This is a genomic window from Clostridium nigeriense (genome assembly GCF_050585265.1).
Lineage (GTDB): Bacteria > Bacillota > Clostridia > Clostridiales > Clostridiaceae > Clostridium > Clostridium nigeriense_B.
Map to the genome: position 1 here is coordinate 39,374 of NZ_JBNOOE010000014.1, position 22,514 is coordinate 61,887.

General features: G+C 28.7%; 16 protein-coding genes. 3 read left to right on the forward strand and 13 right to left on the reverse strand.

The window, feature by feature from the left end:
* Nucleotides 1-63 precede the first annotated feature (63 nt).
* From nifJ to ACQPVP_RS12825, 3 genes are all read right to left on the reverse strand, one after another.
* Nucleotides 64-3,576, reverse strand: coding sequence for a pyruvate:ferredoxin (flavodoxin) oxidoreductase (gene nifJ / locus ACQPVP_RS12815; RefSeq protein ID WP_430850611.1), 3,513 nt, complete (start codon nt 3,574-3,576; stop codon nt 64-66).
* Between the two features lie 181 nt (nt 3,577-3,757).
* Nucleotides 3,758-4,183, reverse strand: coding sequence for a flavodoxin (locus tag ACQPVP_RS12820; RefSeq protein ID WP_430850537.1), 426 nt, complete (start codon nt 4,181-4,183; stop codon nt 3,758-3,760).
* A gap of 161 nt (nt 4,184-4,344) precedes the next feature.
* Complete coding sequence (locus ACQPVP_RS12825; protein WP_430850539.1) at nt 4,345-5,430, reverse strand: undecaprenyldiphospho-muramoylpentapeptide beta-N-acetylglucosaminyltransferase; 1,086 nt, start codon at nt 5,428-5,430, stop codon at nt 4,345-4,347.
* A 192-nt stretch (nt 5,431-5,622) separates the two neighbouring features.
* Here ACQPVP_RS12825 and ACQPVP_RS12830 point away from each other — a divergent pair, with 192 nt between their 5' ends.
* On the forward strand, nt 5,623-5,805 hold the full coding sequence (locus ACQPVP_RS12830) for an alpha/beta-type small acid-soluble spore protein (RefSeq protein ID WP_430841265.1): 183 nt from the start codon (nt 5,623-5,625) through the stop codon (nt 5,803-5,805).
* An 83-nt stretch (nt 5,806-5,888) separates the two neighbouring features.
* Here the strand turns inward: ACQPVP_RS12830 and recJ are convergent, their stop codons facing one another.
* The 10 genes from recJ to ACQPVP_RS12880 all read right to left on the reverse strand — a co-directional run bounded on the left by recJ (nt 5,889) and on the right by ACQPVP_RS12880 (nt 20,749).
* On the reverse strand, nt 5,889-7,670 hold the full coding sequence (recJ, locus tag ACQPVP_RS12835) for a single-stranded-DNA-specific exonuclease RecJ (protein WP_430850541.1): 1,782 nt from the start codon (nt 7,668-7,670) through the stop codon (nt 5,889-5,891).
* Nucleotides 7,671-7,680: 10 nt separating this feature from the next.
* Nucleotides 7,681-8,220 carry a DJ-1 family glyoxalase III gene (locus ACQPVP_RS12840; protein ID WP_430850543.1) on the reverse strand — a complete coding sequence of 180 codons (540 nt, stop codon included), beginning with the start codon at nt 8,218-8,220 and terminating at the stop codon, nt 7,681-7,683.
* A gap of 43 nt (nt 8,221-8,263) precedes the next feature.
* Complete coding sequence (locus ACQPVP_RS12845; protein WP_430850545.1) at nt 8,264-11,170, reverse strand: DNA topoisomerase IV subunit A; 2,907 nt, start codon at nt 11,168-11,170, stop codon at nt 8,264-8,266.
* 20 nt (nt 11,171-11,190) lie between these two features.
* Entirely contained in the window at nt 11,191-13,137 is a 1,947-nt protein-coding gene (locus ACQPVP_RS12850; protein WP_430850547.1) for a DNA gyrase/topoisomerase IV subunit B, read from the reverse strand.
* 236 nt (nt 13,138-13,373) lie between these two features.
* Nucleotides 13,374-14,762: a glycosyltransferase family 2 protein gene (locus tag ACQPVP_RS12855; RefSeq protein ID WP_430850549.1), complete on the reverse strand. Its 1,389-nt coding sequence runs from the start codon at nt 14,760-14,762 to the stop codon at nt 13,374-13,376.
* Nucleotides 14,763-15,059: 297 nt separating this feature from the next.
* Complete coding sequence (gene gdhA, locus ACQPVP_RS12860; protein ID WP_430850551.1) at nt 15,060-16,406, reverse strand: NADP-specific glutamate dehydrogenase; 1,347 nt, start codon at nt 16,404-16,406, stop codon at nt 15,060-15,062.
* A 343-nt stretch (nt 16,407-16,749) separates the two neighbouring features.
* Nucleotides 16,750-17,373, reverse strand: a complete 624-nt coding sequence (locus ACQPVP_RS12865) for a hypothetical protein (protein ID WP_430850553.1) — start codon at nt 17,371-17,373, stop codon at nt 16,750-16,752.
* 83 nt (nt 17,374-17,456) lie between these two features.
* Nucleotides 17,457-18,437 carry a rhomboid family intramembrane serine protease gene (locus ACQPVP_RS12870; RefSeq protein ID WP_430850555.1) on the reverse strand — a complete coding sequence of 327 codons (981 nt, stop codon included), beginning with the start codon at nt 18,435-18,437 and terminating at the stop codon, nt 17,457-17,459.
* 80 nt (nt 18,438-18,517) lie between these two features.
* A complete protein-coding gene (pepF, locus tag ACQPVP_RS12875) occupies nt 18,518-20,320 on the reverse strand; it encodes an oligoendopeptidase F (RefSeq protein WP_430850557.1) in 1,803 nt (600 codons plus the stop codon).
* A 30-nt stretch (nt 20,321-20,350) separates the two neighbouring features.
* Nucleotides 20,351-20,749, reverse strand: a complete 399-nt coding sequence (locus tag ACQPVP_RS12880; protein WP_430850559.1) for a DUF6762 family protein — start codon at nt 20,747-20,749, stop codon at nt 20,351-20,353.
* 278 nt (nt 20,750-21,027) lie between these two features.
* Between ACQPVP_RS12880 and ACQPVP_RS12885 the strand changes: the two genes are divergently transcribed.
* Nucleotides 21,028-21,687, forward strand: coding sequence for a metal ABC transporter ATP-binding protein (locus ACQPVP_RS12885; protein WP_430850560.1), 660 nt, complete (start codon nt 21,028-21,030; stop codon nt 21,685-21,687).
* A 23-nt stretch (nt 21,688-21,710) separates the two neighbouring features.
* Nucleotides 21,711-22,505 carry a metal ABC transporter permease gene (locus ACQPVP_RS12890; RefSeq protein ID WP_430850562.1) on the forward strand — a complete coding sequence of 265 codons (795 nt, stop codon included), beginning with the start codon at nt 21,711-21,713 and terminating at the stop codon, nt 22,503-22,505.
* Nucleotides 22,506-22,514 lie beyond the last annotated feature (9 nt).

Consider the following 22,514-nt stretch of genomic DNA (forward strand, 5'->3'; position numbering starts at 1 on the left):
TTTTTTATTATTTTATAAATAATAAAAAATAAGGGGCTAGAAATAGCCCCTTATTTTTAAAAACTATTGTTGTTCAGCTAATCTCTTGTAGTTTGCTAATCTATCCATAGCATCCTTTTCTGTCTTTTCAAATAAAGCTTCTGCTTGTTCTGGGAATGCTTTTGCAAGTGAAGCATATCTTACTTCTCCCATTAAGAATTCTCTGAAGCTTGATTTTGGTTCCTTAGAATCTAATGAGAATGGATTCTTAGTTCCAACTAATGTTGGGTTATATCTATATAATCCCCAATATCCACATTCAACAGCTTTCTTAGCTTCTTCTTGGCTATTAGCCATACCAGTCTTAATACCATGACTGATACATGGAGCATAAGCTATAATTAATGATGGTCCATTGTAAGCTTCTGCTTCAGCTATTGCTTTAAGAGTTTGGTTCTTATCAGCTCCCATTGAAATTTGTGCTACATATACATATCCATATGTCATAGCCATCATTCCAAGGTCTTTCTTCTTAGTCTTCTTACCTGATGCAGCAAATTTAGCTATTGCAGCAGTTGGAGTTGACTTAGAAGATTGTCCTCCTGTATTTGAATATATTTCTGTATCAAATACAAGAACATTTACGTCTTCTCCTGAAGCTAGAACGTGGTCTAATCCACCATATCCGATGTCATAAGCCCATCCATCTCCTCCGAAGATCCATTGAGATCTCTTAACTAAGAATTCTTTATCCTTTAAGATTTCTCTTGCATAGTCAGCATCAACATTTTGTAATGCAGCTACTACTCTATTAGCTCTATCTCTAGTTCCTTCTCCACTGTTCATATTATCTAACCAGTCTTGAAGTACTGCTTTAACTTCTTCTGAAGTTTCTACTTCTAAAGCTTTTTGCATATTATCAGCTATTCTTTCTCTTATAGCCTTAACTCCTAAGAACATACCTAATCCAAATTCAGCATTATCTTCAAATAATGAATTTGCCCAAGCTGGACCATTTCCTTCATGATTTACTGTATATGGAGTTGATGGTACTGAACCACCCCAAATTGAAGAACATCCAGTAGCATTAGCAATCATCATTCTATCTCCGAATAATTGAGTTACAAGCTTAGCATATGGAGTTTCACCACAACCTGCACAAGCTCCTGAGAATTCGAATAATGGTTGTTCAAATTGGCTACCCTTAACAGTATTCTTGTTCATTGGGTTTTTCTTAGGTTTAACATCCTTAATTGCATAATCCCAAGCTTCTATTTGTTCTTCTTGAGTAGCAAGTGGTTTCATTATTAAAGCCTTACCTGGTGCTGGACATACTTGAGCACAGTTTCCACATCCTGTACAGTCTAATGGAGTAACTCCAATAGTGTAGAATGTTGGTTCTTCTGTTCTTAATGCCTTTGCAGGTACTACCTTCATTGATTCTGGTGCATTTGTCTTTTCATCTTCTGTTAATAAGAATGGTCTTATTACAGCATGTGGACAAACATATGCACATTGGTTACATTGGATACATTTATCTTGTTGCCATTCTGGAACATTGATAGCTATACCTCTCTTTTCATAAGCAGCAGTACCAGCCATAAATGTACCATCTTCCATTCCATCGAATGCTGAAACTGGAAGGTCAAATCCTTTTTGAGCATTTATTGGCTCAACTATATTCTTAATAAATGCTGGAATGTCATTTCTATCTTCTTTAGCTTCATCCTTAGCATCTTTCCAATCAGCTGGAACATCTATTCTAACTATAGATTCAACACCTTTATCTATAGCAGCAAAGTTCATGTTAACAACTTTTTCACCTTTTTTACCATAAGATGTTACAACAGCATCTTTTAAGTACTTAACAGCATCTTCAACTGGAATAATGTTAGCAATCTTAAAGAATGCTGCTTGCATTATCATGTTGATTCTTCCGCCAAGTCCAATTTCTTGAGCTATCTTAACAGCATTTAATGTATAGAATTCAATATTATTTTCTGCAATATATTTCTTCATTGCAGCTGGTAATTTTTCATTAACTTCTTCTGGAGTCCAGATTGTATTTAATAAGAACTTACCATTATTCTTTAATCCTTCTAATACATCGTATTTGTAAACATAAGCTTGATTGTGACAAGCAACGAAATCAGCTTTGTGAACTAAATATGGTGACTTAATTGGCTTCTTACCGAATCTTAAGTGAGATACTGTTATACCACCAGATTTCTTTGAGTCATATGAGAAGTATCCTTGAGCATACATATCAGTATGGTCCCCGATAATTTTAATAGCACTCTTGTTGGCACCAACAGTACCATCTGATCCTAATCCCCAGAACTTACATGCTTTTGTTCCTTCTGGAGTAGCATCGATATCTGCAACTGCTTCTAATGAAGTGTTAGTTACATCATCAACTATTGAAATTGTAAATCCATCCTTTGGAGTTTCCTTAGTTAAGTTAGCAAAAACTGCTGCTAAATCTGCTGGGTTTGGATCCTTAGAACCTAAACCATATCTTCCTCCAACAATAACTGGAGCATTTTCTCTTCCATAGAATGCACTCTTAACATCTAAATATAATGGTTCTCCAATTGAACCTGGTTCTTTTGTTCTATCTAAAACAGCTATAGATTTAACTGTAGCTGGTATAACCTTTAATAGTCTTTCAGTAGAGAATGGTCTATATAGTCTTACTTTAACTACACCAACTTTTTCTCCCTTAGCATTTAAGTAATCTACTGTTTCTTCAGCAACATCAGTTGAAGAACCCATTGTAACAATTATTCTATCAGCATCTGGTGCTCCATAATAATCGAAACAGTGATACTCTCTTCCTGTTAATTTAGTTATTTCAGCCATGTAGCTTTCAACTACTTCTGGAATATCTTCATAGAATCTATTTACAGATTCTCTAGTTTGGAAGTAGATATCTGGGTTTTGAGCAGTACCTCTTGTAACAGGGTTATTAGGGTTTAATGCTCTTGTTCTGAATCCTGCTAATGCTTCATGATCTACTAAATTAGCTAATTCATCATATTCTAAAACTTCTATTTTTTGAATTTCATGTGAAGTTCTAAATCCATCAAAGAAATTCATGAAAGGAATTCTAGTTTTAATTGAAGTTAAGTGAGCTACTGCTGATAAATCCATAACTTCTTGAACTGATCCTTCTGCAAGCATAGCAAAACCAGTTTGTCTTGCAGCCATAACATCTTGGTGATCTCCAAATATACTTAATGAAGAAGTTGCTAAAGCTCTTGCTGATACGTGGAATACTGTTGGAAGCATTTCACCAGCTATCTTGTACATATTTGGAATCATTAATAATAATCCTTGAGATGCAGTATATGTTGTTGTTAATGCACCTGCTTGTAAAGATCCATGAACTGCACCAGCTGCTCCTGCTTCTGATTGCATTTCCATTACCTTAACAGGTTGACCAAATATGTTCTTTCTTCCTTGTGCAGCCCATTCATCAACGTGTTCAGCCATTGGTGAAGATGGTGTGATTGGGAATATAGCAGCTACTTCTGTAAAAGCATAAGATATATGAGCGGCAGCTGTATTACCATCCATAGTTTTCATTTTTCTCATCATGTTTGACCTCTCTTCCTTATATATAAAAATTTTATAATAAGCTAAATACAGGAATTTAACACTGTATTCTAAATTTAAGAATAAATAATTTGTAAGAAAAGATTCAATTCTTTATACTGAAGTCTAAGTACTTAACCCCTATATAAGTACTATTATTTATGTCTTATCCCCTAAAGAATTATTTTGCTAATTCCTCACCAAGTTTTTTAGCATTTTCTAATTCTTCATTACTTGGTGATTCTTTAACGGCGATGTGTCCTACAACATTAAAGTCATAATCCTTCATGCGTTGAACCCAATCAATCATGAATTGACCATCATCCCATCCATATGATCCAAATAATACAATTTTCTTTTGTTTATTAGGTAACAATTTAAATTGGTTTATAAATGGCTCCATCTCATGTTGTTCAATTCTATTGTTATCCATTGAAGGACTACCAAAGGCAACTGAATCAGCTTCTGTTACATCTTCAACTGTTGCATCACAAACATGTTTTATGTTCACTTCAGCATTTAGGTTTTTAGTACCTTCTGCAATTGAATTTGCAAGGACTTCAACATTTCCTCCATTACTCCAATAGATAATAGAAATTTTTTTCATAAATACATCACCTCATCCTTGACCAAAAAAGTCATTTTTTGGGATACATATTACCTATTTTTACACTTACTATTTAATTATATAACACTATTAAAATTTTGCAAGTTTTATACATCCCATATTGGTACAATATTGTTCACCCATTCCAATGAGGTCTTATTTTACTTATTTAACTCTATACTATTTATAATTACTTCCAAAATTGAGTTAATACCATTACTTATACAACTTTTTTTCATATTTTTCACTAAAATATCCTTATTTTCTTTTAATTCTTTTAGCTTTATAAGTAATTTTTTTTCATTTTCAATCATTTCATCTTCATCAAGAACCAGTGAATATCCTTCTTTTTCAAAAGAATTAGCATTTAATATTTGATCTCCTCTACTTATTCTCTTTGATAATGGAATTAAAAGTGTTGGCTTATTTAAAGCTAATAATTCAAAAATTACATTAGCACCTGCTCTAGATATAACATAATCAGCAAACTTTAATAAATGAGGCAATTCTTCTTTAACATATTCAAACTGAAGATATCCTTTTTTATTTTTTAATTTATTATCTAAATTATTTTTCCCACAAATATGAATTATATTATAACTCTTAAGAATTTCATCTAAGTTCTTTCTAACAGCCTCATTTATACTATTAGCTCCTAGACTTCCTCCTATGACAAGTAGAATTTCTTTATTATCTTTAAAATTACAAATTCTTTTTCCTTTCTCATAATCTCCATTTAATATTTCTTCTCTAATAGGAGTTCCTGTTAATATTCCTTTTTCATCCTTTATGTATTTTAAACTTTCTCTGAAAGTAACACAAAGTTTTGTACAAAAAGGAGCAGATAATTTATTTGCAAGACCTGGAGTTAAATCAGACTCATGAGATATTACTGGTATTTTTTTCATAGACGCAGCAATAACTACTGGGACTGCAACAAAACCACCCTTGGAAAATATTACATTCGGTTTTTCTTTTTTTAAAATTTTATTTGCCTCCATAACTCCCTTCATTACTTTAAATGGATCAGTAAAATTTTTAAAATCAAAATACCTTCTAAGTTTACCTGAAGATATCTCATAGTAAGGTATCTTTGCATCTCCTATAATTTCTTTTTCTATCCCATCTTTACTTCCTATATATTTTATATCAAAACCTTTTTCTTTTAACTTTGGTACTAAAGCTAAGTTAGGAGTAACATGCCCAGCTGTTCCTCCTCCAGTCATTATTATCTTATATTTGCTCATTTAACCACTTCCTTAAAAACATAAATACTATTTCAATATATCATATTATTAATTGCAATTTAAATGTTATTTTAAATTTTTATTTTAAAATATCTTATACCACTATTATGTCCAATTTCCTAAAGTTACATATAATATTTCTTTTAAAATTACACAAGCTATAATTACAAAGATGAAAAGGAGGTGTATATCATGGCAAAGACATTAGTACCAGAAGCAAAAAATGGATTAGCTAAATTCAAAAATGAAGTAGCTAGTGAAATGGGAGTTCCTTTTACTGACTATAATGGAAACCTTACTTCAAAACAATGTGGAAGCGTTGGTGGAGAAATGGTTAAAAGAATGGTTGAACAATATGAAAATACTATAAAATAGTTTTTAATTGTAAATCATTTAAATTATAAATAGAGTTGTATTAATATAATTAATTTTATATTAATACAACTCTTACTTATTTTTTATTTTACTCGTATATTTTTAATATTTAATTGCATATTTCTATTACCATTAAATTCATTTATGCTTGGATAATAAATAATATCAGCTTTTAGATTTAAAAAACTAGTAGCACAAGCTTCATTAAATTTTTCTTCTCCGTAAATATTTATTATATCCTCTTTTAAATTTTCAAATTTATCAAAACTTATACCATCAATATATAATTTTCTATTATTTGAATAAAAACTAAATCTAAGCTTTAAAAAGTTTTTTTCTTTTCCTATAAGCCAAAGTCTTTCGATTAAAACATCTTTTACTGCAAATAAAGGGCTTGGATTCCCCTTACCAAAAGGTCTCAAAGATTCTATGACTTCAACTAATTCTTCATTTAAATAATTTAGGCTTAATGGAAGATCTATTTTTACTACTGGAATTAAATCTTCCTCTTTTAATATACAATTTTCATTTATTTTTTCCCTTAAAGCTACTATATTTTCTTCTTTTATAGATAACCCAGCTGCCATTGGGTGACCGCCATACTTTTCTATAAGTTCAGCACACTTACTTAATTCTTCAGTTATATTATATCCCTCTATAGATCTAGCTGATCCCTTAGGCATTTCTTTTCCCTTTGTTAAAATTATACAAGGCATATTATATTTTTCTTTTACTCTTCCTGCTACTATCCCAGCAATACTTTCATGAACATTTTCATCGTAAACAACTATAACTTTTTCAGATTTATCCTTTTCTAATTCTATTTTATTAATTATTCTTTCTGTACTTTCTTTGGTTAAATCTTGTCTTATTGTATTTAATTCACTTAATTGATTCGCCAAAAATTTAGCTCTTTCTCTATCTTCTGTAATTAAAAGTTCTACTGATAAATCTGCTGTTTCTAATCTACCTGTTGCATTTATACATGGACCTATAACAAATCCTAAGTGATATTCTTCTATACTTTTATTATTTAATAAAGTTGCGTTTTTTAATTCTTGTATTCCATAATTCTTACTTTCATTTAATATTTCTAATCCCTTTTTTACTATAATTCTATTTTCATCTACTAAATCAACTACATCACAGACAGTTGCAATTGCAGCAAATTGAATTAAATCTAAAAAATTATCACCTTCAATATTAAACTCATTAAACAAGCATTTAGAGAATTTTAAAGCAATTCCTGCTCCACATAACATTTTAAATGGGTAATTACAATCGTCTTGCTTTGGATTTATTACTGCATCTGCCTTAGGAGTTGATGGTTTTAATAATCCATTCTCATCTTCTCTTAAAGGAATGTCATGATGATCTGTAATTACAACTTCCATTCCAAGATTTTTAGCAAGTTCTACTTGTTCAAATGCAGAAATACCGTTGTCACAAGTTAAAATTACCTTATATCCCTCTTCATATAGCTTTTGTATTCTTCCACTATGCATACCATATCCTTCTTCTTCTCTATTAGGAATATAGTAACTAAAATTTGCTCCAACAGCTTTTAATGCTTTATATAAAATAGTTGTGCTATTTACTCCATCACAATCGTAATCCCCATAAATAATGATTTTTTTATTATTTAAAATTGCATCTTTTATTATTTCTATACCTTTTTTCATATCCTTCATAAGGTAACTATCATATAAATCTTCTATAGTTCCCTTAAGAAATCTATTAGCCAAATTTATATCATCTATTCCCCTATTAGCTAATACTCTTAAAACTAATGGGTTTTCGTCTAAAAATTCAGAGAGCTTCAAAAAGCTCTCTTTTTTATTTACTAATATCCAATTTTCTTTCATACTACACCTTTTATTTAAATAACATTGCCTTCTTAACTTTATTAACCTTTTCTTCAGAAATCTTAGATAATATTTCAAATGCAAAAGGTATAGCTGCTGCTGGGCCTTTCCCTGTAATTATATTTCCATCTACAACTACTAATTCATCTTTATAATTACAATTACCTAATTGATCTTCGAAACCTGGATAACAAGTTATATTTTTTCCTTCAGTAATACCTGCTTTACCCAATGCAATTGGGCCTGCACAAATTGCACAAATCCATTTTTTCTTATTATTAAATTCCTTAACTATTTCAATAACTCTTTCACTATCCCTTAAGTTCGTAGCTCCTGGCATTCCTCCAGGTAAAACTATACAATCATAATCTTTAATTTCTTCACCCATGATATTTTTATCTGACTGAACTTTTATCTTATGTGATGTAGTTACTTCATTACCTTCTAAAGAAAAAGTATCACATTGTACTTCTGCTCTTCTTAGAATATCAACTACTGTTAACCCTTCTAAAGTTTCAAAACCATTTGCTAATAAAATTGCAACCTTCATTTAAATTCCTCCCTTATATAACTTCAATTAATGATTTACATTATTATATTATTTCTTTAATTTCATCATCTAAAACTATAGTCATAATACTACTACCTTTTCCAGCTCTATTTTGAAGCTTAAAATCTTCTAGATATAATTCTTTTCTTTCTTTATTTTTGCTAACTAATGTTATTTTATTGCTAGAAGTTAATGCTATTTCAGGTAATGTATTAATCTTTTCAATACCTATTAATTTTCCATAAATAACTTCATCACCTTCTTTTAAACTAATTCCCGTAACACCTGAAGCTATTTTACCCATTGGATTTATATTACTTGATAGGAACTTAATCCCCATTCCCTTTTTAGTAATAATTATCATTTCCACATCATTTTCATTATACATATCTATTGAAATTAATTCATCATTATCATATTTAAATTTATATGAAGCCTGAACTAAATAACTTCCATCAAACTCCTTAAGAGCAGTTTTCTTAATCATTCCTCTCTTAGTAAAGAAGTATATAAAATTATTATTTTCAAAAGAATCAATTGAAAGTAACTTTATAATTTTTTCTCCTTTTTCAAGATTGTCAATTATCTTATTTAAAGGGATTTCTCCATTATTAACACCTGATAGTAAAAATGCTGGAACTTTAAATACTTTTCCTGTATTAGTAAATAGTAAAATATTACTTAAAGAGTTTGTACTTACTTTTAAGTTATCATTTTTCTTTATAGAATTAAAAGCTTTAACATTTCCTTTAGCAGTTATTCCTATAGAGAAATCTACAAATTCCATATTTTCTATATACTTAACTTTAATAACCTCATCTTTTGAAGTTAGATTAAACATAGAAATCGGCAATATATTTCTTGGAGAATCTTCAACCTTAGGACTTCGTATGTTAAAGTTTAAGCCTTCCTTTGTTTCAAAGCTTATAAAATCTTTTTTCTCATCTTCATCAAGTATTACTACATCTATAACTTCTTCAAATTCTTTAAGTTTTAACGCTTGAAGTTTAGAATAATTAGTTTGGAACTTATCTAAAGAGCTCTTTTTTATTCCACCTTTTGAAGTAATAAATTGAATATATTTATTTGGCATATAGTTTCCTAAAGATGTTGCATAAACTATATTTTCATCTTCTAAACTAAGGGCTTTGATAATAGCATCTATTCTTTCACCCTTATCTTTCCATTTAGATTCAGGTATATTAATTCCTTTAGTTTGATACATATTACCTTTATTAGTAAATAGAAGTATATTTTCTGTAGTATTTGAATTAAATAAGAATTTTAATTCATCACCTTCTCTATATTCAATATCTTCCGGATTTGCATTTAATCTATTATAAGTTTTTATTGGAATTCTCTTAATAAATCCATCCTTAGATAAAGTAATCATTACATCTTCAACTACTATAAGCTCTTCTACGTCTATCTTAGCTTCACTATCATCTTTAACTATAGCAGTTTTTCTTGGAGTTCCATATTTTGATGAAACTTCCTGTAATTCATTTTTAACTACTTTAAGTAACTCTTTTTCCTCAGATAAAATTTTCTTTAGTCTCTTAATAGTCTTCTCCAGTTCTGCATATTCTTTTTGGAATACCTTTATTTCAAGACCTGTTAATCTATACAGCATTAGCTCTAATATTGCTTCAGCTTGCATTTCTGTAAAGCCAAAGTTGTTTATAAGATTAGCATTTGCATCCTTTTTAGATTTAGATTCTCTAATAGTTTTAATAATTTCATCTAAAACATCTATTGCTTTAATAAAACCTTCAACTATATGGAATCTCTTTTCCGCAACTTCTAACTCTTTTTTAGTTCTTCTAGTTACTATTTCCTTCTGATGGTTAACATAATGATATATTATAGTTTTAAGTCCCATAGTCTGAGGCTTACCATCTGCTAATGCAACCATATTAAAGCTCAAGTTACATTGTAAATCAGTTCTTTTAAATAAATATTTCAATACTTTATCTGCTACTTCTTCATCTGCAGATTTTCTAAGCTCAATAACTGCTCTTACACCACTTCTATCTGACTCATCTCTTATATCTATTATGGATTCTAAAGCTTTTGAATGCTTCTTGTCCCCAGTCATTTCTGAAATTATTTGTAAAAGTCTTGCCTTATTTCTTCTGTAAGGGAATTCAGTAATTACTATTCCAAGTCTACCATTTTCAAGTTTTTCTATCGAAGTCTTAGCTCTTAATGTTACTTTTCCTTCACCAGTTTCATAAGCTGATAAAATAGAATTTTCTCCAATTAAAATCCCACCTGTTGGTAAATCAGGCCCCTTAACATAATTCATTAACTCTCTTGTAGTTATGTCATTATTATCTATATAAGCTAACACACCTTCTGTAACTTCTCCTAAATTATGTGGTGGTATATTAGTTGCAAGCCCTACAGCGATTCCAAAGCTTCCATTTACTAAAAGATTAGGATATCTACTCGGTAATACCTTTGGCTCTAATTCACTATCTGAATAGTTTGGTATCATATCAACAGTATCTTTATCAATATCCCTTAACATTTCCATGGCAATAGGTGCAAGTCTTGCTTCAGTATATCTCATAGCCGCTGCTCCATCGCCATCCATGGAACCCCAGTTACCATGCCCATCTATTAATGTTTCTCTTGTTGAAAAATTTTGAGCCATAATAACCATAGCATCATAAACAGAAGAATCACCATGTGGATGATATTTACCAAGTATATCTCCGACTATTCTTGCAGATTTATAATAAGGTCTATCTGGAAAAGCCTTTAATTGGTAAGCTCCATATAATATTCTTCTATGAACAGGTTTGAGTCCATCTCTAACATCAGGTAAAGCTCTATCCTTTGCAACTTCAATAGCATAAGGCAAATAGTTATCAGGCATAGCTTCTTCTAAAGGAACTCTAATTATATTATTATCCCTTGGTATTTCATTAACTTTCTTCGCCATATCTTTTCTCCAATTCTTTATTAAAATTCTCCATATTTATACATATAAGCTTTTCTTGGTTCAACTATATCTCCCATAAGTAAAGAAACCATTTTTTCAGCCTTTGCCGCATCTTCAATTGTAACTTGAAGAAGAGTTCTTGTTTCAGGATTTAAAGTAGTTTCCCATAATTGTTCTGGATTCATTTCTCCAAGTCCTTTATATCTTTGTATAAGTGCACCTTTACCAATTTCCTTTTTAACACTTTCTAACTCATCATCACTATATGCATATTTATGAACTTCTTTTCCTTTAACATTTTTATAAACCTTATATAAAGGTGGTTGTGCTAAATAAAGATGTCCATTTGCAATTAGAGGCCTCATATATCTATAGATATATGTCATCCATAAAGTTCTAATATGATAACCATCTACATCGGCATCACTCATAATTATAATTTTATCGTATTTTAAATCCTCATCTTTATAATTATCTAAAGTTCCTGTACCTAAAGCAGTATTAAATATTTTTAACTCTTCTGAAGCTAATACATTTTCAAGCTTTTGTTTTTCAGTATTCATTATTTTACCCTTTGAAGGCATAATAGTTTGGAATCTTCTATCCCTTGCTTGTTTTGCAGAGCCACCAGCAGAGTCTCCCTCAACCACTATAAATTCATTAACAGTTTTATCTTTTAATGAACAAACCGCAACTTTTCCAGCAAGAGGTGCTGCTCCTTTTCCAATTTTTTTCTTTTCTGCATCATTTATTTTTTTAATTTTCTCTCTTCTTTGAGCTGCTTGAAGGGCATTATTTATTATCATGCTAGCTACATCTTTATTATCTTCTATCCATTCTAGAAATTTATTGTATGCTAAGTCATTCATCATTGTATAGGCTTCTGCTGATCCAAGTTTAGTTTTAGTTTGCCCTTCAAAAATAGGATTAGTTATTTTAATTCTAACTATTGCAGTCATACCTTCTCTTAAATCATCGCCCTCAAAATCCTTATCCTTTTCTTTTACTAATCCAAGTTTCTTAGCACCTTCTTTAAAAGCTCTTGTCATACCAGTTTTGAATCCTGCTTCATGTGTTCCAGCTTCTGTAGTAGGTATATTATTAACATAACTAGCTATATTTTCTGTACTTGAATCTGTAAACTGAATGCAAACTTCACCAGACATTTGAATATCATTAACTGACTTTTCTCCCTCAAAGTAAATAGGAACTTCGTGAAGTGCAGTTTTACTCTCATTTAAATATTCTATAAAATCCAAAAGTCCTCTTTCAGAATAATATTCTTTTCTAAATTCTTCTTTTCTTAAGTCTATTAATTCTAAATAAATTCCTTTATTTTGAAATGCTAATTCTTGTAATCTTTCATCTATTATGTCAACCTTAAAGTCGATAGTTGAAAAAACTTCTTTATCAGGCATAAATGTTACTTTTGTTCCTGTTTCTTTACTTTCACCTATTACTTCAAGTTTAGTTACTGGTGTTCCAGGCATTACTTTTTTTAATTCTTTATCATAAGTATATTCAAATCTTTGTTTATATCTTTTTCCATTTTGACATACTTCAACTTCAAGCCAAGAAGATAAGGCATTTACTACAGCAGCACCAACTCCATGTAATCCTCCTGAGGTTTTATAGTTTTTATTATTAAACTTTCCCCCTGTATGTAGTTCTGTAAAAACCATTTCTACTCCAGATTTCTTTTTAGTTGGATGAATTCCTGTTGGAATTCCTCTTCCGTTATCTATTACAGTTATACTCTTATCTTTATTTATTATAATTGTGGCTTTATTGCCATAACCATTAGAAATTTCATCTATGGAGTTGTCTAAAACTTCCCATATACAATGATGCAAACCCTTGGTTCCTGTTGACCCAATATACATTCCCGGTCTTACTCTAACTGGTTCTAACTTTTCTAAGGAAGTTAAGTCTGTAACATCATATCCTTTTACTAAATCTGTACTCATACAAACCTCCAAAATAATATTATAAATTAAGCTAAGACATCTTAGCTTAGTTTAACCATCCATGTTCATTATAATCTTTTTAATTTTATCATAATTAAACTATAAATAAAAATATAAATCTTTATTTGAAAAAAGTCAAACTAATGTTCGTTACCAATAAAAAATTTATTACTTTTCTAAATACATCTACTTTAATGTTAAATTTAAAAGACGTAGCCATCAAGCTACGTCTATCTTTATTGAACATCACAAATTTCTATATTTCTTATATGTTTTGTAGGATTCCATTCTTTATTGTTCTTTCTCAATATACCTTCTACAGTTATTGGTATCCAAGTTAAAGTATATAAAGAATATAATAAAAATCTAAAGAATAATATAAGTTTCTTTTTACCTAAGAATAATGCTGTAGCTATTAAAAATGCTATATTATAAGCTAAATCTATTAATAATACTTGTGCATAGTTATCAGCTTGCGTTGCAAATATTGGTAATATAAACACATTAGATGTGTAGAATATTAACATAGCAAAAAGTCCTGATGATATCTTTTTATCTAGTCTTAAAACTAATGGTGTAATCAAGAATTGCATTACTCCAATTACTTTAAATGATAAATTTCCCGTTAAATAGCTTACTAAGAAAATATTACTTGGTGCCATACTTTGTATAAAACTTAGAATTGTAGATATACCAATCATTAATGTAAAGAATGGCTGTATTACATATAAAGCACAATCTAAAACAAACCATTTTCTCTCTTTAAAGCCCTTTTTAAGTAATTTAAAGAAATATCTAGATGCTACATCTGTAAATCCTTGCATCCATCTTCTTCTTTGCACCCAAGATTGTTTTAAAGTTAAAGGCTTTTCATCATAAATAATTGCATCATGAGCCCAACCTACTTTTTCACCATTTAATATTAGCTTACAACTAAATTCTAAGTCTTCAGTTAAGCAAGTTGCTCCCCAACCAAATTCCTTTAAAATATCTATATCTATTGCAAATCCTGTTCCACCTATTTGGTTAGATAGTCCAACATTTGCTCTAGCTAATTGATACATTCTATTTTGAGTCCAAAAAGCTATTGAATATGAAGCTGCTATCCATGAATCATTTGGATTTTTACTATCTATGTAGCCTTGTACTACTTTATATCCATCTAACATCTTTGAATTTATTTCTTTACACCAATTTTTTGAAACTAAATTATCAGCATCAAAAATTGCTACTGCATCATATTTTTTTTGCATATTAAAGATTTTGTCAAACATCCATTCTAATGCATAACCCTTACCTTTTTGTTCCTTGTTGAATCTTTCATATACATACACGCCATATTTTCTTGCTATCTTGGCAGTATTATCTGTACAGTTATCAGCAATAACAAAAATATCAAAAAGTTCCCTAGGGTAATTCTGATTTAACATACTTTCAATTAGCTTTCCTATTACAACTTCTTCATTATGTGCAGCTACTATCATTGCAAATTTTTTAGTTGGTTTATAATTTTTCTTTTCTGGCTTTCTTCTTAGTCCAAAGAAAGCTAAGATAAAATAATACATCATAAGTGCAAATACAAGTAATTGAAATATAGCTGTGACAGAATAAATAATTTCTCCCATTTAATCCACTCCTTTAAATAAAGGGCATTTTTATATATTACTAATTATAATTTCCCCCTGACATCCTTATTAATATATTCCAATAGGGGTAAAAAATCAAGTATAGAAATCTTAAAATTATATTAATATTGTTATTCATTATTAGTTTATCCCACATAAGCAAAGATATAATTAAGTTGAGATAGTAATAATTTCCTAGATAATACAAGAGACTTTTTATGCTAAAATCAAAATTTTAATATAAAAAGTCTCTATTCTAAACTCAAAAATGAGTTTCTATTTTAATGATTTATAAAATTAGACTATCCCTTGAGCCATCATTGCTTCTGCAACTTTAACAAATCCTGAAATATTTGCTCCCATTAATATATTTCCTGGATTTCCATATTCTTCAGCAGCATTTTTAGAATTTTTATAAATATTAACCATAATATTTTTAAGTTTTTCATCAACTTCTTCAAGTGTCCAAGATAATCTCATACTATTTTGAGACATTTCAAGAGCTGAACATGCAACTCCACCTGCATTCGCTGCTTTTGCTGGACCAAACATAACTCCTGATTTTTGTAATTCTCCTATAGCATCTAATGTTGTCGGCATATTAGCCCCTTCTGAAACCACTTTAACTCCATTTTCAATTAATATTTTAGCAGATTCAATATCTAGTTCTCCTTGAGTAGCACAAGGTAGTGCTATATCACACTTTATTCCCCAAATTCCTCTACAGCCCTCTACATATTTAGCAGTTGGAACTTTATCTAAATATTCTTTAATTCTTCCTCTTCTAACTTCTTTTATTTCCTTAACTACATCTAACTTAATTCCATTTTCATCATGTATATATCCATTTGAATCACTTAACGCTATAACTTTAGCACCTAATTCTGTTGCCTTCTTACAAGCATAAATTGCAACATTTCCTGATCCAGAAATAACAACTTTTTTATCTTTAAAGCTTGTATTATTATCATTTAACATTTCTTCAGTAAAATATACTAATCCATACCCAGTTGCTTCTGTTCTTCCTAAGCTACCACCGTAAGTTAATCCCTTTCCTGTTAATACCCCTTGATCATTAGCATTTTTAATTTTTTTATAATAACCATACAAATATCCTATTTCTCTAGCGCCAACTCCAATATCCCCTGCCGGAACATCAGTGTCTAAACCTATATGCTTATATAATTCGGACATAAAACTTTGACAAAATCTCATAACTTCTCTATCAGATTTTCCTTTTGGATCAAAGTCTGAACCTCCTTTACCACCACCTATTGGTAAACCAGTTAATGAATTTTTAAAAGTTTGTTCAAAGCCTAGAAATTTTATTATGCTTTGATTTACTGATGGATGAAGTCTAAGACCTCCTTTATATGGTCCTATTGCACTATTAAATTGAACTCTAAATCCTCTGTTTACTTGTACATTTCCTTTGTCATCTATCCAAGGAACTCTAAAAAATATTTGTCTTTCAGGTTCTACTAATCTTTCTAAAATCCCCTCTTTTATGTACTCAGGATGCTTATCAAATACTGGAACTAATGAATTTAGCACTTCTGTTACTGCATCTAAAAATTCCTTTTCACCTGGATTTCTTTTTTCTACTTCACTAATTACTTTGTTAACATATTCTCTTCCTGACAACTCTGCCACCCCTTTAATTTAAAATAATAACTATATAATACAATATAAGTTATTTTATTGATATATTTTTCTAAAATATTGTAAAAATTTATTAATTATTTAAAATTATATCTCTTTTTGTATAATATTTCAAATGAAAAAGAAGTAAAAAAGAAGTAAATATGTTATATTAGTTGCTCCAAATCGCCCTAACACAACATATTTACTTCTACAAATTCAACGTAATAATCCCTTATCTCTCGAAATTATTAATTTTCATTCTATTTTTAGGTTCCAAGTCATCACTAAATTACTAGAAGCACTTCAGAACTAAAGGAAGAAAATTATATCTATCCCCCCAATTTTACTTTTTATTTCTTTCAATATCTTCAATTATCATATCAATGATCTTTATTTTTTTACCCTTACTATGAAGATATATAGGAATAGAAGTTATTATTCCTACTACAGTCCCACATATTATGTCCCACATAGTGTCTGTTAAACTATTATTTTGAGCTGTTAATCCAAATAGTGAATCCGTTGTAAATTCCCAAATCTCCCATGCTCCAGCTACTGCCGTTGCAAAAAGAATTACAAATATCATTGGCATTAATGAATTTATTTCTTTTCTTGAACTACCTATTGTTAAATATAAGAAAAATACATATCCGATTATAGCAATCACTGCCCCTGATAAAAGATGTAAAAATTTATCATAATTCGGAATGGAATAAAAATTCCAAACACTTGCTAAATACATTGATAAAATTATAAAAACTATATTTATATAATAAATAATTTTTGATCCTTTAAGAAAACTTTTTTTATATAATAAATATGTAAGTACTATAGTAATAAATGTTAATCCTATTCTAAATAACTTTTCACCATCCCTAGCAAAAAAATCGTAAATTGAAGTAATGACTAAAACTAATGTAAATATTGCTATAACGATAAACTCCTTATTAATATTCTTATTTTTCACAAAATCACTCCTACAACTAATAAACTTAACATTACTATTATATCAAAATATTATATTTATTATTTTTTCCTATTAATTGTTTACTAATTCTTAACTTTTAATGTTTTTTTATTAAATAAAATTAAACCCATAATAGCACCTAAAACTAATCCACCTAAATGTGCAAAATTATCTATATTGGATATAGTTAAACCTATAATTACGTTTAGCCCTATAGTTTCTAATATATTTTTAGCATATTTTTTCCCTATTCTATGTCTTTCCTTCAATCCAAATATTAACATTGCTCCCAATAATCCAAATATAGCTCCAGAAGCACCAACCGATATACTCTTTGGACTAAATAAATAACTAAATATATTTCCTCCTAATGCAGATATGAAGTAAATTACCAGAAACCTTTTACCACCATATACCAATTCTACCTCTTTACCTATAATATTAAGAGCGCTCATATTAAAAAATATATGAATTAATCCACCATGTAAAAATGCAGCTGTAATTAATCTATAAAATCCGCCATTATTTATTAGCACATTAACTTTAGCACCCATTTCAACTAATGTATATAAATCTATATCTATTAAACTTCTTGCTTTTATTACTTCTATTAAATAAATAAGTATATTAAAAATTATAATACTATATGTAAATTTAAAATCTTTAACATTAATTGACTTTTTATTATCTATTTTTAACATATAATCTATTACTGGTATAAATGCCTTAGATCCATCACTACAATAAATAACTTTTCTATCTTTTAATGAGAATACTAATTTATTGTAATAGCTTTCTCCATAACTTAAATAATCTTCTGAAGCCAAAACTACTAAATTAATTATAAATGGTTTATCTAAAGAATTAGATAAATACTCCTTAACTTCATTATATAAAACTTCTTCTTCTGAATCATTAACTACTAGTACTGCTACATATACCTTGTCTATATCTAAAAGACCTAGCCATTTATCTTTTCTATGATAATTACTATAATAATTTCTCATAAAAAATTTCATTTTTTTGGTTAATATATTAAAAAATGTTTTTTCAAACTTTTCCAAGAATTATCCCCCTATCAATAAAAATTAATAGGGCTATTGCATAATATAGTTATGCAACACCCCATTTTGTAACTCTTCTATTAATTAATTTCCTTATCTAGCATATCTAATAATTCATTAAATCTTTCTATAGTTGCTTCTAAAGGTTTTGAAGTAGTCATATCAACTCCAGCCTTCTTTAAAATATCAATTGGATAATCACTTCCACCACTCTTTAAAAAGTCTATATACTTAGGAACAGCGTTTTCTTCTCCATCTAATATTGATTTTGCAAAAGCAGATGCAGCCGCATAGCCAGTAGCATATTGATAAACATAAAAATCTGAATAGAAATGTGGTATTCTTGCCCATTCAATATCTATTTCATTATCTACTACCATTTCTGGTCCAAAATACTTAACATTTAATTCATGCCATGCCTTATTATAATCTTCTGCTGTTAAAGGAATTCCCTTTTCTAAAGATTCATGAGTATAAAGCTCAAATTCAGCAAACATAAGTTGTCTAAATACAGTAGTTCTTATTTGCTCTAGCTCTTGATTTATTAAATAAAGCTTTTTCCTCTTATCCTCTTCTTTATTGATTAAGTGATGAATAAGTAATGCTTCATTAGTAGTTGAAGCTACTTCTGCACAGAATAATGTATATCCGGCATAAATATATGGTTGTTCTTTTCTTGAATAATATGAATGTATAGAGTGTCCCATTTCATGTGCTAATGTTGAAACATCATTCAGTTCATAATTGTAGTTTAAAAGCACATATGGTAAGGTCGCATAACCTCCCCAAGAATAAGCTCCGCCTCTTTTACCTTTATTTTGATAAATATCTATCCATCCTTCTTCAACTCCAGATTTAAAAATATCTAAATATTCATTTCCAAGAGGATTTAAACCTTCTATAACCATTTCTACAGCCTTATCAAATTCGATATGCTCCTTAGGTATTTCAATAACCGGAACATATAAATCATACATATGCATTTCATCTAAGCCTAATAATTTTTTCTTTAATGATACATATCTATGAAGAGATTTTAAGTTTTCATCTATAGTCTTAACTGCATTTTTATAAACTTCAACAGGAATATCATTTGGTTTTAATGATGCTTCTAGAGCAGAGCTATACTTTCTTACTTTTGCACCAAAATTAAAATTCTTAATTGAACTACTTAATGTAGTTGCAAAAGTATTTTCTAAATCCTTATATCTATTAAATAAAGTTTCAAAAGCATCTCTTCTAACTTTTCTATCCTTACTCTTAATAAAAGCAGAATAGTTTCCTTCAGTTAATTCAACCTCTTCTCCATCTTCATCTATAATATTTCCAAATTTCATATCAGCATTAGATAACATATTATGAATAGCAGATGGGGCTTCTAAACAATCTGAAACAGATGCTAAAAGTTCTTCTTCAGCCTTACTTAATATATGAGGCTTTTCTTTTAATATTCCTTCGAACATAAACTTATATAATTTTAAGTTTTCTGTATTAATTATAATATTTCTTATAAACTCCTCATCTTGAGATAGAATTTCTGGGACAAAATACGCTGTATAAGATGCATATTCAGCCATGTATGCATCAACTTTATTCATCATAGATTGGTATTTAGAATTAGATGTATCTTCATCAGATTTTAAATGTGCATAAACGTATATAGTTTCTGCTAAAACTCCAAGTTTCACATACTTATCTAAAAATTCTTTTATATTTTCTTCATTATTTAACTTTCCTTCAAAATTCTTAAGAGAAGGTGCTTCTTTTTGTAATTTTTTAAAAGCTTCCTCCCATTCTCCATCAGTAGCAAATATTTTATCAATATTCCACTTATACCTGTCATCAATTTCTTCTCTTTTTTTCAATACCTTTAAATCACTCATTATTCGCGCCTAATTAATAGGCCCTCCTCTCTAATTATATTCTTCTTCCTTTCCTTCAATAGCATTAAATACTTCTTCCATTGAAGATTCAATTATTTCTACGCATTTTGTTAATCTTTCCTTCATAAATTCATAATCATCTACATAATTAAATTTTATTAAAAATGTAGGATTATATTCATCTAATACATCTTCTATTTCAAATTCTTCCTTTACGAAGGCTTCATAATTAAATAAATCATATATAGCTGAGTATTCCCATTCTTCTACATCTTTATTTGTATCAAAATATAAATTAACCTCTCCATTTAATACGAAAAGTTTTTTAACAAATAATGCTCCTTCTGAAACTTGAAAACTTCCAAGCTCTTTAGTTATAAATCCTGTCTCCTTATCTTTTTCCATTAAAACTAAACTTGAAAAATCCATTTATCTTCCTCCAAAACTTTTACTTTTGTTTTTTACTATATATTATATATTTTATTTATATTATATAGCAATATTTGTATTTAATCCATGTCTTAAAAATTATTATTTAGTTAAAACTATTAATAAGTTGAATTATTACATCTAAACCTAATAATAGATAAATACAATTTACAGAGTCTACTTGAAAGGTAAAGAAAAGATTTTATAAAAAGTAATTCTTGCAAATCATTTGCATTATCATATATAATTATTCTAGACTATTTAGGAGATGATTTTTAATGATTGATATAAAGAACCTATGTTTTTCATATACAAATAAAAAGCCATATTTACTTAATGATATTAACTTAAATTTACCTAAGGGAATTTATCTATCTATTGTAGGTGAAAATGGTAGCTGTAAAACTACATTAATAAAATTAATTTTAGGCTTATTAAAGCCTACATGTGGAAGTATTGAAGTTAATTCGAAGAATATAGCTTATGTTCCACAAAGACTAGACTCCTTTAACTCACAATTTCCAATAACAGTTAAAGAAGTTTTGTCATGTCACAAAAGAACATTAAAAGATAAAACTGTTAATATAAATTCAGCTCTAAAAGATGTTAATATGTTTGAATATAAAGATAGACTTTTAGGTATGTTATCTGGTGGACAACAACAAAGAGTTTTAATTGCACGTGCCTTAATGGGTAATCCAGATATAATTATTCTAGATGAGCCTTCTACTGGAGTTGATGAAGGAAATCAAAGAGAAATATATGATATTCTACAAAAATTAAATCAAAAAGATAAAAAAACAATAATTTCAATAGAACATAATTTAGACATTGCTTTAAAAAACTCCACTCATATTTTAAAAATTGAGAATGCTAGCGTAAAATTATTTACAGTAGAAGAATTTAAAGAATTTAGAAAAAAAAGTTTTAATAATTAATTTATTTAGGAAGGTTAGATTTTATGTTTCAATTAGATTTTATGCAAAATGCATTTATAGCAGGCTTTATTATATCTATTTTATGTCCCTTCATAGGACTATTTTTAGTACTTAGACGTTATTCCATGATTGGAGATACTTTATCTCATTCATCTTTGGCCGGAGTTGCTATAGGATTAGTTATTGGAATTAATCCATTAATAACTGCTTTTTTATTTACTACTATATGCGCAATTATTATAGAATTATTAAGAAATTATTATAAAAAATATGCAGAATTAGTTATGTCCCTTGTATTAACCTTTAGTTTAGGTATAGCAATTATATTAATTAGTAGTGGAAAAGCTTCTGCAAAAGTTAATTCATTTTTATTTGGTAGCATACTAACAGTATCTACTGAAGATATATTTTTAATATTAATAGTAGGAATTATTTGCTTAATTACTTTAATATTCTTATATAACAAACTTATATATATTACTTTTGATGAAGAAGGAGCTAAAACTTCTGGTATAAAAGTAAAATTAATAAACTATCTGTTTACAATATTAGTTGGTGCAACTATTTCAATGTCCATACAGGTTATGGGTATATTAGTTATTTCTTCTATTATGATAGTTCCAGTTGCTACAGCTATGCAATTAAAAAAGGGATTTAAAGTTACACTATTATCATCAATATGTTTTGGAATAATTGATATTATGGTTGGATTAATACTATCATATTATATAAATAGTGCTCCTGGTGGTACAATTGCTATTACTTCAGTTTTCACCTTAATAATAGTAATTATAGTTGATAAATTTTTAAGAAAATAATTTATCAAT

What these genes read in the sequence shown, in the direction of transcription:
- ACQPVP_RS12830 (WP_430841265.1), top strand. Translation starts at nt 5,623, where the DNA reads ATGGCAAAGACATTAGTACCAGAAGCAAAAAATGGATTAGCTAAATTC.
- ACQPVP_RS12890 (WP_430850562.1), top strand. Translation starts at nt 21,711, where the DNA reads ATGTTTCAATTAGATTTTATGCAAAATGCATTTATAGCAGGCTTTATT.
- ACQPVP_RS12850 (WP_430850547.1), bottom strand. Translation starts at nt 13,137, where the DNA reads ATGAGTACAGATTTAGTAAAAGGATATGATGTTACAGACTTAACTTCC.
- ACQPVP_RS12825 (WP_430850539.1), bottom strand. Translation starts at nt 5,430, where the DNA reads ATGAGCAAATATAAGATAATAATGACTGGAGGAGGAACAGCTGGGCAT.
- ACQPVP_RS12885 (WP_430850560.1), top strand. Translation starts at nt 21,028, where the DNA reads ATGATTGATATAAAGAACCTATGTTTTTCATATACAAATAAAAAGCCA.
- ACQPVP_RS12880 (WP_430850559.1), bottom strand. Translation starts at nt 20,749, where the DNA reads ATGGATTTTTCAAGTTTAGTTTTAATGGAAAAAGATAAGGAGACAGGA.
- ACQPVP_RS12855 (WP_430850549.1), bottom strand. Translation starts at nt 14,762, where the DNA reads ATGGGAGAAATTATTTATTCTGTCACAGCTATATTTCAATTACTTGTA.
- ACQPVP_RS12840 (WP_430850543.1), bottom strand. Translation starts at nt 8,220, where the DNA reads ATGAAGGTTGCAATTTTATTAGCAAATGGTTTTGAAACTTTAGAAGGG.
- recJ (WP_430850541.1), bottom strand. Translation starts at nt 7,670, where the DNA reads ATGAAAGAAAATTGGATATTAGTAAATAAAAAAGAGAGCTTTTTGAAG.
- pepF (WP_430850557.1), bottom strand. Translation starts at nt 20,320, where the DNA reads ATGAGTGATTTAAAGGTATTGAAAAAAAGAGAAGAAATTGATGACAGG.
- ACQPVP_RS12845 (WP_430850545.1), bottom strand. Translation starts at nt 11,170, where the DNA reads ATGGCGAAGAAAGTTAATGAAATACCAAGGGATAATAATATAATTAGA.
- ACQPVP_RS12820 (WP_430850537.1), bottom strand. Translation starts at nt 4,183, where the DNA reads ATGAAAAAAATTTCTATTATCTATTGGAGTAATGGAGGAAATGTTGAA.
- nifJ (WP_430850611.1), bottom strand. Translation starts at nt 3,576, where the DNA reads ATGAGAAAAATGAAAACTATGGATGGTAATACAGCTGCCGCTCATATA.